This window comes from Catellatospora chokoriensis (assembly GCF_011297315.1).
Lineage (GTDB): Bacteria > Actinomycetota > Actinomycetes > Mycobacteriales > Micromonosporaceae > Catellatospora > Catellatospora citrea.
Genome location: NZ_JAAOTI010000030.1, coordinates 1 through 14,624, shown reverse-complemented (window position 1 = coordinate 14,624; position 14,624 = coordinate 1). Strand labels below are relative to the sequence as shown.

Genomic DNA, 14,624 nt, shown 5'->3' with positions numbered 1-14,624 from the left:
TCAGGCTCCGATACGAGACGGCGATCTTGGGGAAGGTGCCGGCCCGCACGGGGCGGGCCGGCGGGGCGGGTCAGATGCGGTAGATGGCCAGGCCCATGATGGCGGGCTTGCCGTAGGCGCCGGTGACGTTGATGTTGAGGACGCCGTCGGAGACCGTGACGGTGTACGCGCCGTTCTCGCGCCAGTGGCTCAGGGCCAGGTCACCGAGGTTGCTGGCCTTGAGGATGCCCTCCAGGGTGACGTTGAACCGGCGGGTGTTGCCCTGCACCGACTCCATCTCCCACACGTACACCTGGTAGGTGCCGTTGGCCACGGTCTGGCTCATGGTGATGGTGCCCAGGTCCGTGCCGAGCAGCCCGGTGTGGAGCATGTCCACGGTGGCGGCGTCGGGCAGCGGGCTGGGCGTGACGGTGTTGGTGTGGGCGGTGCCGCCGGAGACGGTGAACCCGGTGGACTGGGCCTGGGTCTGGCTGACCCACTGGTTGCCCTCGATGACGACCGCGGGCCCGTTTAGGTTGATGCCCTTGACGAAGCCGGTGGCCGGCGGGCTGGTCGATGGCTGCGGCGACGGCGAGGCCGGCGGCGCGGACGGCGACGGGGAGGTGGTGGACCCGCCGGTGACCACGGCCCGGTCGAGGGTGACGACCGTGCCGGAGGCGCCGGCGTTCTTGGTGCCGGTGTTGCGGATCCGCAGCGTGTGGTTGCCCGCGGACAGCACCGGGCTGGTCCAGACCGCGACGTCGCCGGTCTTGGTGGCGGCGTAGAGGTCGACGCTGACTTCCGTGCCGCCGTCGATGGACACCGCGGCGATGCCGTGGTGCGAGCCGGTCACGGCCCGGTAGACGACCTGGGTGCCGTTGAAGGCCATCGTCGCGGTCTCCCCGCTGTTGAGGCTCCAGCTCTGGCTGGCGTTGTAGTAGACCGCGGGTGCGGTCTCGTCGCAGGCGGTGCAGTGGTTCCAGCCGCTGTAGTTCCACTGGTTCTGCCCGGTTCCCTGCACCGAGTCGTCGACGTTGACGGTGCCCGGCGGCTGCGGTGAGGCGCTGGGCGACGGCGACGGCGAGGCCGGGGGAGAGGGCGGCGGCGACGACGGCAGGACGCCGCCGTTCTTGGCGATCAGGCGCGCGGCCTGGGTCGCGAACATCTGGTACGCCGGGTCGTACTGCGACTTGGACGTGTCGGGTTCGCCGTAGATGGAGAAGCCTTCGCCGTTGTCGGGCGGCCAGATGAACGTGGCCGGGTCGACGTTGTCGTCCTGCGGGTGCGGCTTGGTCGCCGGGGGCACGACCTTGCCCTCGACCCGCCAGGACAGCCAGCCCGCGCAGTCGTTGTTGTTGTAGATCGTGTCGGCCCAGCCGCTGTAGATGCCGGACCGGGTGACCTTCTCCGCCGCGCTGCGGGCCGGGTAGGCGAACTCCTGCATGAGCACGGGTTTGCCGCTGGCCGCCGCCGTCGCGCAGTGCTGGTTGATCAGGTTGTTGACCTGCGCGGGGGAGATGTTGTGGTACGTCGGGTAGGTGTGCCAGGTCTGGAAGTCGATCGCCGGCACGTTGGCGGCCTCGGTGGTCGGGTCGGAGCCCGCCTGACCGCCGTAGAAGCCCTCGCTGCCGGTGGTGACCAGCTGCTGGGCGCCCTGCGCCTTGATGTAGGACGCCATCTCCTGGTACCAGCCCTGGGCCAGGGACACCGAGCTGACCTCGGGCTCGTTCATCAGGTCCCAGGCGAAGATGGTCGGGTCGTCCTTGTACTTCACGCCCGTGATGCTGTTCGTGCGGTTGAGCACGAAGCTGACCCAGTCCTTGTACAGCTGCTTGGTGCGCGAGTCGCTGTAGAAGAACGTGTAGCGCTGCGCGTGGCTGGACCCGTTGTAGCCGGGGATGTACCACGAGTTGATCTGCTGGGTGCCGCCCGCCCACTGCCAGAAGTCCATCATCGCGATGTTGAGCTTCAGGCCGAGCTGTCCGGCCTTGGCGATGACGTAGTCCCAGCGGCCCAGCCCGTTGGTGGTGCTCGGGTTGAAGGCGTACGTGTTGGTGGCCGTGTCCCAGTAGATCAGGTACGTGCCGTGCATGCCCATGTTGGACGCGTCGCCGGTGCTGGCCGGGTTCCAGATGTGCGGCTTGGTGGTGCCGTCCAGCGACCCGGTGACCGAGTGCAGGATGCCGCGTACGACGTTGTAGTTGCTCGCGTCGGCGTAGCCGAGCACGGAGTCGACCTCGGCGCGGGTGCCCCAGCCGAGGTAGTGGCTGTTGGTGCCCGCGACGTAGAAGGGCTTGCCGTCGAGCATGAACTTGGTGCCCGACGTGGTGACGAAGCCGGGGGCGGCGTTCGCCTTGTTGCCGACCATCAGTGGTAAGACCACGGCGAGAACCATCGCCATCACGAGGGGAACGGTGAGCCGGTTGAGCCGAAGAGCTTTCATGCCAGGTCTCCTACCTGTGTCTCTCCTGGTGCTCTGGGGGGAGCGCCGCGTCCGGGGCCGGGCGCCCCGAACGCGACGTGCTTCGATTAATGCGCATCTTTGAACCAATACGGACACAGGCGTCCCCGGGTCCGCTCCTTGCTACGCCCGTCAGCCGGCTGCGGGCGGGTCCAGGGGTGGGAGGGCGTTCGCGGCGATGACCTGCCGGAACCAGTGGCCGCTGTTCTTGATCGTGCGGCGCTGGGTGTCCCGGTCGACGTGGATGAGGCCGAAGCGCTGGCTGTAGCCGTACACCCACTCGAAGTTGTCGATCAGTGACCACATCACGTAGCCGCGCACGTCCACGCCGTCGGTGATGGCGTCGTGCAGCGCGGCCAGGTGGGCGTGCAGGTAGGCGACCCGGCCCGCGTCGTCGACGCGCCCGTCCGGGCCGACGGTGTCGGCCGACGCCACGCCGTTCTCGGCGATGACGATCGGCACCGGGCCGTAGTCGTGGCGGATGCGGTTGAGCAGCTCGCGCAGCGCGCCCGCGTCGACCACGCCGTGGATGGTGGACGGGCCGTCGGCGGGGGCGACGTGCACCAGGCCGTCGCTGCCGACCCAGCGGTTGTACGGGTCGGCGGGGCCGGGACCGGCGGCGACGTACAGCGGCGTGTAGTAGTTCACGCCCAGTACGTCGATCGGCGCGGTGACCGTGGCCAGGTCCCCGTCGCGCACGAAGCCCCAGTCGGTGATGTGCGCGGTGTCGGCGATCAGGTCGGCGGGATACTCCCCGCGCAGCAGCGGGTCGAGGAAGATCCGGTTGCGCAGCGCGTCGGCGCGGCGCACCGCGTCGCGGTTCTCCGGCGTGTCCACGGGGGTGCGCACCGGGGCCGGGTTGAGCGCGACGGACACCTGCGCGGTGCGCGGCAGGGCCGCCCGCAGTGCCTGCACGCCCAGGCCGTGGGCCAGGTTGAGGTGGTGGGCCACGGTCAGGGTGGTGGCGTCGTCGGCGATGCCGGGGGCGTGGATGCCGGAGGCGTGCCCCAGGAACGCGGTGCACCACGGCTCGTTCAGGGTGACCCACAACGGAACCCGGTCGCCGAGCCGCGCCGCGACCAGCGCGGTGTAGTCGGCGAAGCGCCCGGTCATGTCCCGGTCGGCCCAGCCGCCCGCGTCCTGCAGCACCTGCGGGTGGTCCCAGTGGTACAGGGTCAGCATCGGCTCGATCCCGTTGGCCAGCAGCTCGTCCACCAGCCGGGAGTAGAAGTCCAGCCCCTTGCTGTTCGCCGCGCCGCGTCCGTCGGGCTGCACCCGCGGCCAGGACACCGAGAAGCGGTAGGTGTTCAGGCCGAGCTGCGCCATCAGCGCCACGTCGTCGCGGTAGCGGCGGTAGTGGTCGACGGCCAGGTCGGCCCGGTCGCCGTTGTCCACCCGGCCGGGGACGGAGGTGAAGGTGTCCCAGACCGACGGCGTACGCCCGTCGGCGTCCAGGGCGCCCTCGACCTGGAACGCCGCGGTCGCCGCGCCCCAGCGGAATCCCGCGGGGAACTCCGGGGGTGCGTGGCGGCGGTCGGGCGCGGTCTCCGTGGGGGCGGTCATCGGCGGCACTCCTTGCGGGTGAGGGCCCTGTCGGGCGGTTCAGCGCGTGCGGTAGACCCCGGTGCTGCCGCGCGGCAGCAGCCGGTAGGGCTCGGCGGGCTGGGAGTCGGCCCCCGGCCCGCCCTCGATGGCGGCGAAGAGCATGCGCGCCGCCTGCGCGCCCCGGCCCGGGATGTCGTGGGCCAGCGCGGTGAGCTTCGGGTTGACCAGACGGCACAGCCGGGAGTCGTTGAACGCGACCAGGGACAGCTCGTCCGGCACGGACAGGCCCATCTCCAGCGCCACTTCCAGGCCGGTCACCGCGGTGAGGTCGGTGTGGTAGATGATCGCGGTCGGCCGGTCCGGTGAGGCCAGCAGCCGCCGGGTGGCCTGCGCGCTGTCCTCGTCGGAGTAGTCGGCGCGCACCGTGGCCGGCTCGGGCAGGCCGCGCAGGCGGCACACCTCCCGCAGCGCCTCGGCGCGGTCCACGATGTGGCGCATGTTCGGGTCGCCGGACACGTGGGCCAGCCGCCGGTGGCCCAGCGCGGCAAGGTATTCCACGACGTCGGTCATGCCGGCCGCGTCCTGCGACCAGATGCTCGGCAGGCTTCCGGTGCCGGCGGGGCCGCCGATGACGACCGCGGGCAGGTGCAGGTCTTCGAGCACGCCGACGCGCGGGTCGTCGTCGCGCAGGTTGAGCACGATGACCCCGTCGACCCGGTGCTCGGCCCACCACCGGCGGTAGGTGGCGATCTCGGCCTCGGTGTCCTCGACGACCTGGAGGTTGAGCCCGCAGGAGCGGGCCGACAGCTCGGACTCCAGGCCGCTGATCAGCTCCATGGTGAACGGCTCGGCCCCGAGCAGCCGCGCGGGCCGCTGCAGGGCCAGGCCGATCGCGCCCGCCCGGCCGCCGCGCAGGGCGCGGGCCGCGCTGTGCGGCCGCCAGCCCAGTTCGGACGCCACGGCGAGGACCCGCTGCCGGGTCTCCTCGGAGACGCCGGGCTGGTCGTTGAGCGCGAACGAGACCGCGGACCGGGACACACCCGCGCGGCCGGCGATGTCGGCGATGGTCGGGCGCTTCACGGCCGTCCTCCGTTCCGCATGGGCAGCTCCCTGGCTGTTGCTACTAAACCGATTTCGTTACGGACCGGGACAGTAGCAGTGCGCTCCGTCGTGCGGAAGACCCCGGTCGATCCGAGGCGGAACCCGGCTGATCGCCGACGCAGGAGGGGATACAGGCTCATCTGCGGTAATGCTCCTCTACGGACATGGCGCAAAAGTTTCCGGCGTAACACGGTGTTGACGTACTTGCGGGGGCGGGCTATGGTCCCGGTCACTGTTTCGATTTAGTTCGCCATCGCGTCTAGATGGATCGCGACAGGACCGCCGGGGGATCGCTCCGGGGGCCCGCCCGATGCCGGCCGGACGCAACGCTTCCGCACCTCTCCACGCGCATCGCACCTCACAGGAGTTCACTATGGAGCATGCTCGATCCAGGAAGTCCCGCCGGAGGCCCGGCGTCGTCCTGAGCGCGCTGCTGCTGGCCGCGTCGCTCGTCACGGCCGCCTGCGGCAGCTCCGACGAGCCCGAGGCCGACAGCGGCCCGGTCACCATCAGCTGGGGCTGGTGGAGCAACACCCCCGAGAAGGACGCGCTCTACCGCAAGTGGCTCGACGGCTTCGAGGCCGCCAACCCCAACATCAAGATCAAGTCTGAGTTCCTGCCCTGGGACGCGTACTGGGACAAGGTGAAGACCACCACCGCCGGCGGCAACGCCTACGACGTGGTCGGCCTGTGCTCCTGCTTCGCGGCGTCGTACTTCGACAACGAGGTCTTCGCCGACCTCAAGAAGATGGACGGCTACGCCGACGCCATCAAGGGCGCGCAGCCCGGCCCGGTCGGGGTGTTCGGCTGGCAGGACAAGCAGTACGCGATGCCCGTCGGCATTTCCGTGCCGCTGATCGGCTACAACAAGGACTTGTTCAAGGCCGCCGGGGTGGCCACGCCCGACCCGGCCGTGCCGATGACCTTCGACGCCTTCAAAGAGATGGCGAAGAAGCTCACCAAGGTCAACGGTTCCGGCAAGGTCACCCAGTACGCCCTGCACCCGGGCAGCCTCAACTTCTGGGAGTCGCTGATCGGGATGCGCGGCGGCTCGATGTACGACAACTTCGTCAGCCCGAGCAAGGTCACCGTGAACAGCCCGCAGGGCATCGCGGGCCTGGCCGACTACGCCAGCCTGTTCACCGACAAGATCGTGCCGCCGATCGACGAGCAGCGCGAGAACCAGTGGCTCAACGGCGACCTGGACAGCCTGCGTACCGGCAAGGTGGCCATGGCCCGGGTCGGTCCCTGGAACTTCGCCGACATCGCCGCCAAGTCCCCGAACATCGGCGTCTTCCCCCTGCCGAAGGTCGGCGACAGCCTGGTCCTCTACTCCGGCGCCAACGGCTACGCCGTCTCCGCCGAGAGCGAGCACCAGAAGGAGGCCTGGGCGTTCCTGAAGTGGATGCTCAAGACCGAGAACCAGGTCGAGTTCGCGAAGTTCAGCGACGTGCCGGTCGACGCCGAGGCGCTGAAGAAGCTGCCGGACTTCATCACCCCGAAGGACTTCGCGCCGACCCTGCTGGCCTCGGTGCCGGCGTTCCGCCCCGGTCTGCTGACCGTCAAGGAGGAGCTGGGCAAGGACGTCGGCCTGATCATCGACGACCTGGGCCGCGGCAAGCTCACCCCCGAGCAGGCCGCCGGTGAGATCGAGAAGAAGGGCAACGCGCTGCTGGCGCAGTAGCCCTTTCCCTCCCGGCGACGCCCCACACGCGCGGGGCGTCGCCGGCCGGGCCCGGCCACCACGGGGGTGGCCGGGCCCACCCCGCCCGACCCCCATCCGCGCCCGTTCCCGCAGGTCCCGACCGGAGGCGTACCGCATGACCATGGCTCTTCACCCGCAGCGGCCCAAGCGCCGCTGGTGGCGGCGGGAGGGGGTGCAGGGATACCTCTACATCAGCCCGTGGCTGCTGGGCTTCCTGATGTTCGGCGTCGCGCCGCTCATCGCCGCGTTCATGACCAGCCTGTCCAAGGCCAACGTGTTCCGCACGATCCGGTTCGTGGGCACCGACAACTACTCCAAGATCCTCACCGACGACCCGGTGTTCGCCACCATCGCGGGCAACATGCTGATCTACGTGATCGGCTCGACGGTCATCTCGATCGGCCTGGGCCTGATCCTGGCCCTGCTGCTGTTCAAGGACTTCCGCGGCAACCACGTCTTCCGCACCCTGATCTACGTGCCCAGCCTGCTCGTCGGCATCGCCACCGCGTACCTGTTCAAGCAGGTGTTCCGGGGCGGCGAGGTCGGCCTGGCCAACATGTTCCTGAGCCTGTTCGGCACCGAGCCGATCAACTGGCTCGGCGACTCCGACAAGCCCTGGCTCGCGCTGGTCGCGCTGATCCTGGTCAACGTGTGGTTCGCCGGCGGCACCATGCTGATCTTCCTGGCCGGCCTCAAGGGCATCCCGGCCAGCTACTTCGAGGCCGCCCGGGTCGACGGGGCCGGGCCCTGGCAGATGTTCCGCAAGGTCACCCTGCCGCTGCTGTCGCCGGTCATCGTGTTCAACACCGTCATGGCGCTGATCGGGCACATCCAGGTCTTCGAGACCCCGCTCGCGTTCGCCAACAGCGGCGGCGTGGCCACCGGCAACCCGCTGGGCTACGAGAACAGCCTCGGCACGTTCGTGACCTACCTGTACGTCAAGGGCTTCGTCTACCAGGACATGGGCTACGCGTCGGCGCTGGCGTTCATCATGTTCGCCGCGACCCTGGTGCTGACCGGCCTGGTGCTCTGGCTGGCCCGGCGCTTCACCGCGTACGGCGACGCCGACCAGAACTGACCCGGAGGACTGCCATGCAAGACGTGTTGGAGCGCCCCGCCGCGACCACGCCCGCCCCGCCCGCCAAGAACACGCTCAAGCGCCGCCGCAACCCGCGGGCGCGCTGGGAGCTGACCGCGCGGATCGCCGCGCTGAGCCTGTTCTGCCTGCTGCTGCTGTTCCCGTTCGTGTGGCTGGTGTCGCAGTCACTCAAGGACACCAACCAGTACTTCGCCGTGCCGTTCGAGTGGATCCCCAGCCCGTTCCGCTGGGAGAACTTCACCGACGTCATCTTCAAGTACGAGTTCCTGCACTACATCGGCAACAGCCTGTGGCTCGCCGTCTACGCCGTGGTGGTCAACATCCTGTCGTCGTCGTTCGTCGCGTACGGCTTCTCCCGCTTCCGCTTCCCCGGCCGCAACGCGCTGTTCATGGTCGTGCTCGCCACCATGATGCTGCCCGGCCAGGTCATGACGATCTCGCTGTACCGCTTCTACCGCGAGATCGGCTGGATCGACACCTTCTACCCGCTGCTGATCCCGAAGCTGTTCGGCGCGGCGTTCGAGATCTTCCTGTTCCGCCAGTTCTTCCTCAGCCTGCCGCGCGAGGTCGACGAGGCGGCCCGCATCGACGGCTGCGGCACCCTGCGCACCTGGTGGCACATCATCCTGCCGCAGTCCAAGCCGGTCATCATCGTGGTCGCGGTGTTCACGTTCCTCGGCAGCTGGCGCGAGCTGTTCGGCCCGCTGATCTACCTCACCGGGGAGGAGAACCGCACCCTGCCGCTGGGCCTGCTCTACTTCACCTCGCCGTTCGGCTCGTCGCTGCCCATGCTCATGGCGGCCATCGTCATCTCGCTCATCCCGCCCGTCGTCCTGTACGCCCTCGGGCAGAAGTACATCGACAAGGGCGTCGCCATCGCGGAGATCAAATGAACCTGCCCCAGCCTGTAGCTCTCGACCGGCCGCTGGACCGGTCCGCGCTGCCCGCGCCCGTCCTCGACGCCGCACCGGAACTCGTCGAGCTGTACTGGGCCGCCTGGGAGCTGGCGTACCAGCACGTCGTCACGCGGGAGGGGGCGCCGCGCTCGCCGTACATGGACGAGGGGTTCGACCCGGACACCATCTGGATCTGGGACACGTGCTTCATGGCGCACTTCTGCAAGTACGCCCCCGACCTGTTCCCGGGCGTGGAGAGCTTCGACAACTTCTACCGCCCGATGTACGACGGCGCGCCGACGTCCCTGAAGATCCACCACCCGGACAACCCGCCGCTGTTCGCCTGGTCCGAGCTGGAGTACGTCCGGCACACCGGCGACCTGGACCGGGTCCGCTGGCTGCTGCGGGATCGTCGCTATCTCCAGCAGCACTTCGCCTTCATGGAGGGCACCCCGGCGGGCAGCCGCTTCCCGCACAGCAACATCGCGACCACGGTCGAGCGCGTGCCCCGCGGCTACCTGTGGGAGGGCGTGACCAGCGGCATGGACAACACGCCCCGCGCGCCGATCCAGGGCGAGCACGGCACGTCCGGCGGCATCCTGTGGTTCGACGTCGCTGCGCAGCAGGCCCTGTCGGCCCGGTCCATCGCCACGCTGGCCCGGCTCATCGGCTCCGACGACCTGGCGGAAGAGTACGACGCGCATCACGCGCGGCTCGTCGCGCTGGTCGACGACTTCTGGTCGGCGGAGCACGGTTCCTACTTCGACCGTTTCGCCGAGGAGCCCTACAACTTCCACCGGGTGCGCACGCCCGCGGTGTACTGGCCGCTGCTGGCCGGCGCCTGCGACGCGACCCAGGCCGACGCGCTGGCCGCGGCGCTGGCCGACCCGAAGTGCTTCGGCGGACCGGTGCCCTGGCCGTCGGTGGCCCGCGACGACCCCGAGTTCCGCCCCGACGGCATGTACTGGCGGGGCGGCGTGTGGATCCCCGTCGCGTACGCGAGCGCCCGCGCGCTGGCCGACTCCGGCCACGCCGACCTGGCCCACCGCGCCTCGCTCGACCTGATCCGGCACATGGCCGACACCTGGTCGTCGTACTCGCCCGCGACGATCTGGGAGGCCTACTCACCCACCCGCCCGGCGCCGTCCACCGCCAAGGACGACCGCACCCCGGTCCGCCCCGACTTCTGCGGCTGGTCGGCCCTCGCTCCGATCTCCATGCTCATCGAGCACGTGCTCGGCTTCCGCGTGGACGCCCTCACCCGCACCGTCCACTACCGCCCCCACCTGCCCGGCCGCACCGGCATCCGCAACCTCCGCGTGGGCGAGACCCGCGTCACCGTCATCGCCGACGACTCCACCCTCACCGTCACCACCGACGCCCCCATCACCTTCTCGCTCCCGGACCGCGACATCCCCCTGGCCCCCGGCCACCACACCCTCGAAAGGAAGGGCACCTTCACATCGCTATAGGTAGCGGAAGGGCACCTTCTTAACGTGGCGATGGGGCTGAGCTGCGGCGGTATGCGCGGCGGCCCGCGATGGGCGTGGCGGCCGGTGTTCGTGATGCGTGTGCCAACCGGCTCGTGGTGGGCGTGTCGGCCGGTCCGTAATGGCATGCCGGCCGAGCCGGCTACGTTGCCGCCGGGCGAGACGCGGCAAGATCTGTTTTTGTGGACGCCTGACGTCGTCATGACGACACCCAGCGTCCACAGAAACAGATCTTCGCTTGTCGCCGCCGCTCTCGCGGTGGCCCTCGGCTCCCATCGCCTGCTTGGCGAGGTCGACCACGTCACCGACGAAGCCGATCATCAGGTCTTCCCGGTTCCAGGTGTCGGGTCCGTCGTGACGCCGCAGGCTATCGCGCCGACCCGCCAGCGCACCGCCCGAGAGCGCTCCGACGCGGCTCACCCCAGGCGTCGCGTTAAGAAGGTGCCCTTCCTATACGGAAACCGATGTGAAGGTGCCCTTCCTTTCCAGTGGGGGGAGGGCTTGCCAGGTCACGGGGAGGTGGCGCATGACGAGGGCTCCGTCCAGTTCGATGGTGCCGATGGGGAACAGGCAGTGGTCGTCGTAGAAGGACGAGCGGGCGTGCAGGACCTGGGCGGGTTCGACGTCCCAGCAGTGGGAGAGCAGGCGCAGGCCTTCGTAGACGCCGGGGCGGCGGGACACCGAGTAGCCGTCCGCACCGGTGCGGAAGAAGCGTGCGGCCTCGTCGAGGTCGGCGAAGAGCGCGCTGCCGGTCAGGTGGTCGGTGATGCGGGCGTGCACGTCGACGGACGCCTCGTCGTCGGTGGACCGGAAGGACACCCGCAGGTCGGTGTCCGTCTCGGCGACGGTGAAGACGGATCGGTGGTGCCAGCCGGGGTAGAGCCGCCCGCCGAGCGCGACGGTCGCCCGGGAGTGGCTGTCGCGGCGGGGGATGAAGACGCCGCTGCGGACCCCGTCGGGGGTGTCCCACTCGACGGCGAGGCGGTGCGCGCCGTTTTCGGTGGCCGGTAGCCCGGTGACGTGCGGCATGCCAGGCAGCCGGGTGCCGGCGAGGCGGATCAGGCAGATGCCGACCACGGCCGCGCCGCGCACGAGCTGCGGCCGGAAGGGCTCGGGCAGCAGGCGGGCGACCAGGTCGGGGTCGGCTCGGTAGTTCACCAGCAGGCGACGCTGGATCTCGCTCTGTACGCGCGGCAGCATCTCGGCAGCTCCTTCAGCATTTGAGCATATGCTCAAGTCGCACTGTAGGCCAGTTTGAGCAAATGCTCAAGATGCCTGCGGGGCAGACGACGGCGGCGGCGGTGCAACCCCGCGAGGGTGCGCCGCCGCCGTGTGCGGGAGCGGTTGGGGACCGGACCCCCGGCCGCGATTGGGGCGCAGGGTCGGGGATCCGGCAGTTGTGGGGGCGGTCAGCCGGCGATGGTGGCGTGCATCTCCCAGATCATCACTTCGGCCGGACCGCTGGCGGTGATGCGGTGGCCGCCGCTGCCGGTCAGCCGCACCGAGTCGCCCTGGGCGAGGGGGCCCGCCTGCTCCATGGTCACCGCGCCGCGGGCCACGAACACGTGCAGGTACGGCGCGTTCGGCAGCTCGACGCTGCCGCCCGCCTCCAGGCGCGCGACGTGCAGCGCGGCGTGCCGGTTCTTGATCCGGATCGCGGAGGCGCCGGTGTGCTGCTTCATGCCGGAGGCCACCGTCACCAGGCCGCCGCGCAGCAGCTCGTCGTCGATCTCCAGCTGCTCGTAGCCGGGCTTGATGTTGTCGGTGTCGGGCACGACCCACATCTGGATGAAGTGCACCGGGTCGGCGTGCTTGTTGCCCTCCAGCCGCCAGGAGTCGTTCTTCTCCGAGTGCTGGATGCCGGTGCCCGCGCTCATCCGCTGGGCCAGGCCCGGGTAGATGATGCCGGAGTGGCCGGTGGAGTCCTGGTGCACCAGCGAGCCGCGCAGCACCCAGGTCACGATCTCCATGTCGCGGTGCGGGTGGGTCTCGAAGCCGAAGCCGGGCTTGACGATGTCGTCATTGTTGACCAGCAGCAGCCCGTGGTGGGTGTTGCGCGGGTCGTAGTGCCGACCGAACGAGAACGAGTGCTTGGAGTCCAGCCAGCCGATGCGGGTCTTGGCCCGCTCGTCGGCGTACCGGACGTCGATGAGCTCGCGGCGGGGCTTGGCGGTGGAGGTCTTCACGGCCGTTGCCTTTCGATCGGGTCGTTGCGTTGTCAACGAGTTCAGCATACACGACATTGTTGCGTGGTCAACTATTCCCGGTAGAGTGTGAGGCATGGCTGAGACGCGGTGGCTGGACGACGACGAGCAGGCGACGTGGCGGGCATACCTGGAGGGCACCCGGCTGCTGATCCACGCGCTCGACCGGCAGCTCGAAACGGACTCCGGGGTCTCTTTCGCCGATTACGAGCTGCTCGTGCTTCTCTCCGAGGCGCCGGGGCACCGCCTGCGCATGCGCGATCTCGCCGACGCCAGCTTCACCTCCCGCAGCGGGGTGACCCGCGCGGTGACGCGCCTCGAAGATGCCGGGTGGGTGCGCCGGGTCGAGTGCGACGCCGACCGGCGCGGCATGCACGCCGAGCTCACCGAGGCCGGCGCGGCCAAGCTCGCCGAGGCCGCCCCCGGCCACGTCAGCGCGGTGCGCGAGCACATGTTCGACCACCTCGACGAGGCCGACCGCGCGCACATCCGCGACGCGTACACCCGCATGCGGGCGCACCTGCGCGGCTGACTCCGGCTGGGCGCGCCGCGAGCTTGGCGCGGTCCGCCGACTATCGTGTACCGATGCCCGAGGGACACACCGTACGCCGGCTCGCCGACCGGCACCGTGAGCTGTTCGCGGGGGAGCCGGTCGCCGTCACCAGCCCGCAGGGCAGGTTCGCCGAGGGCGCGGCCCGGATCAGCGGCGCGGTCCTGCTCGACACCGAGGCGTACGGCAAGCACCTGCTGCACCACTACGGCGACGTCACCCTGCACGTGCACCTGGGGCTCTACGGCAAGTTCGCCGACGGGGACCTGCCCGTCCCGCCCCCGGTCGGGCAGATCCGGCTGCGGATGGCCAACACCCGGCACTGGCTCGACCTGCGTGGCCCGACCGCCTGCGAGCTGCTCGACCCGCCCGAGGTCGACGCGCTGCGCGCCCGCCTGGGCGCCGACCCGCTGCGGGCCGACGCCAAACCCGAGCAGGCGTACGAACGCATCCGGCGCAGCAACAACGCGCTGGCCGCGCTGCTGCTCGACCAGTCGATCGTGGCCGGCACCGGCCTCATCTTCGTGCTGGAGGCGCTGTTCCGGGCCGGGCTCGCGCCGACCGCGCCCGGCCGCACCCTCACCCCGGACGGCTGGCGGGAGCTGTGGGCCGACCTGGTCGACCTGATGGGCAAGTCGGTGCTCAGCGGCCGCATCGACACGGTGCGCCCCGAGCACGAGCCCGAGGCGATGGGCCGGCCGCCGCGGGTGGACCGGCACGGCGGCGAGGTCTACGTGTACCGCCGCCCCGACCAGCCCTGCCTGGTCTGCGGCACCTCGGTCAGCCGCGGCGAGCTGGCCGGGCGCAACTCGTACTGGTGCGCCACCTGTCAGAAGGGTGCCTCGTGAAGCGATACGCCGGGCTGCTGCGCGGGATCAACGTCGGCGGCCACAAGAAGATCTCCATGGCCGACCTGCGCAAGCTGGTCGAGGGCCTGGGCCACGAGGACGTGAAGACGCTGCTGCAGAGCGGCAACGTGGTGTTCGGCAGCGCGAAGTCCGACCAGGCGGCGCTGGCCGCGGAGCTGGAGCGGGCCATCGAGGCCGAGCTGGGCATGTCCGTCGGCTGCCTGGTGCGCGACGGGGCCGACCTGGCCCGGATCATCGCGCACGACCCGCTCGGCGACGTGGCCGACAACCCGTCCCGCCACTTCGTGGTGTTCCTGTCCGGCCCCGTCGACCCCGCCAAGCTGGCCGAGGTCGAGGCGCTGGCCAAACCGGGGGAGCGGCTCGCGGCAGGCGAGCGTGAGGTGCACATGTGGCTGCCCGACGGCGCAGCCGAGACCAAACTGACCCACCTGCTCTTCCAGAAGCGCCTCGGCGTGACCATCGCCACCGCCCGCAACTGGAACACCGTCACCAAACTCGCCACCCTCCTCACCTGACCGCCCACGCCCCGCCCCGCCGCGTTGATCATGAACTTACGGCCGTGTTCGACGGCGTGTCGCCACCCTGCCACCGTGATCACCAAACCGGGTTGCGGGCCTGTCCGGTGATCACGGCGTTGAGGTAGGGACACGCCGGTGAACACGTCCGTAAGTTCATGATCAACGCGGCGGGGCGGGGCGGGGCGTGGCGGCCGACTTCATCAGCCG

12 protein-coding genes are annotated in these 14,624 nt (G+C 70.1%); 7 read left to right on the top strand and 5 right to left on the bottom strand.

The window, feature by feature from the left end; all coding sequences use genetic code 11:
- Nucleotides 1–70: 70 nt before the first annotated feature.
- The 3 genes from HAV39_RS33800 to HAV39_RS33790 form a co-directional block, all read right to left on the bottom strand.
- Nucleotides 71–2,422 (bottom strand): glycoside hydrolase 5 family protein, encoded by a 2,352-nt coding sequence (locus HAV39_RS33800; protein ID WP_191843246.1) that lies wholly within the window; start codon nt 2,420–2,422, stop codon nt 71–73.
- A 150-nt stretch (nt 2,423–2,572) separates the two neighbouring features.
- Nucleotides 2,573–4,003, bottom strand: a complete 1,431-nt coding sequence (locus HAV39_RS33795; protein ID WP_191843245.1) for a GH1 family beta-glucosidase — start codon at nt 4,001–4,003, stop codon at nt 2,573–2,575.
- Between the two features lie 39 nt (nt 4,004–4,042).
- On the bottom strand, nt 4,043–5,065 hold the full coding sequence (locus tag HAV39_RS33790; RefSeq protein ID WP_191843244.1) for a LacI family DNA-binding transcriptional regulator: 1,023 nt from the start codon (nt 5,063–5,065) through the stop codon (nt 4,043–4,045).
- Nucleotides 5,066–5,459: 394 nt separating this feature from the next.
- Here HAV39_RS33790 and HAV39_RS33785 point away from each other — a divergent pair, with 394 nt between their 5' ends.
- From HAV39_RS33785 to HAV39_RS33770, 4 genes are all read left to right on the top strand, one after another.
- Nucleotides 5,460–6,770: an ABC transporter substrate-binding protein gene (locus HAV39_RS33785; protein ID WP_191843243.1), complete on the top strand. Its 1,311-nt coding sequence runs from the start codon at nt 5,460–5,462 to the stop codon at nt 6,768–6,770.
- Nucleotides 6,771–6,906: 136 nt separating this feature from the next.
- The gene (locus tag HAV39_RS33780; RefSeq protein WP_191843242.1) at nt 6,907–7,869 is read left to right on the top strand and encodes a carbohydrate ABC transporter permease; all 963 of its coding nucleotides are present in this window, start codon (nt 6,907–6,909) and stop codon (nt 7,867–7,869) included.
- A gap of 14 nt (nt 7,870–7,883) precedes the next feature.
- On the top strand, nt 7,884–8,783 hold the full coding sequence (locus HAV39_RS33775; protein ID WP_191843241.1) for a carbohydrate ABC transporter permease: 900 nt from the start codon (nt 7,884–7,886) through the stop codon (nt 8,781–8,783).
- Nucleotides 8,780–10,258 (top strand): MGH1-like glycoside hydrolase domain-containing protein, encoded by a 1,479-nt coding sequence (locus HAV39_RS33770; protein WP_191843240.1) that lies wholly within the window; start codon nt 8,780–8,782, stop codon nt 10,256–10,258. The genes HAV39_RS33775 and HAV39_RS33770 overlap by 4 nt, the downstream gene beginning before the upstream one ends.
- A gap of 468 nt (nt 10,259–10,726) precedes the next feature.
- On the opposite strand, the gene HAV39_RS33765 is transcribed toward HAV39_RS33770, so the two are convergent.
- On the bottom strand, nt 10,727–11,476 hold the full coding sequence (locus HAV39_RS33765) for a DUF2071 domain-containing protein (protein WP_191843239.1): 750 nt from the start codon (nt 11,474–11,476) through the stop codon (nt 10,727–10,729).
- A gap of 209 nt (nt 11,477–11,685) precedes the next feature.
- Nucleotides 11,686–12,462 (bottom strand): pirin family protein, encoded by a 777-nt coding sequence (locus HAV39_RS33760; protein WP_239120601.1) that lies wholly within the window; start codon nt 12,460–12,462, stop codon nt 11,686–11,688.
- A gap of 94 nt (nt 12,463–12,556) precedes the next feature.
- Between HAV39_RS33760 and HAV39_RS33755 the strand changes: the two genes are divergently transcribed.
- The 3 genes from HAV39_RS33755 to HAV39_RS33745 are packed head-to-tail and all read left to right on the top strand — an operon-like array spanning nt 12,557 to nt 14,414.
- Entirely contained in the window at nt 12,557–13,012 is a 456-nt protein-coding gene (locus HAV39_RS33755; RefSeq protein ID WP_191843237.1) for a MarR family winged helix-turn-helix transcriptional regulator, read from the top strand.
- A 53-nt stretch (nt 13,013–13,065) separates the two neighbouring features.
- Nucleotides 13,066–13,878, top strand: a complete 813-nt coding sequence (locus HAV39_RS33750) for an Fpg/Nei family DNA glycosylase (protein ID WP_191843236.1) — start codon at nt 13,066–13,068, stop codon at nt 13,876–13,878.
- Nucleotides 13,875–14,414, top strand: a complete 540-nt coding sequence (locus HAV39_RS33745) for a DUF1697 domain-containing protein (protein ID WP_191843235.1) — start codon at nt 13,875–13,877, stop codon at nt 14,412–14,414. The genes HAV39_RS33750 and HAV39_RS33745 overlap by 4 nt, the downstream gene beginning before the upstream one ends.
- The last annotated feature ends 210 nt before the right edge of the window (nt 14,415–14,624 follow it).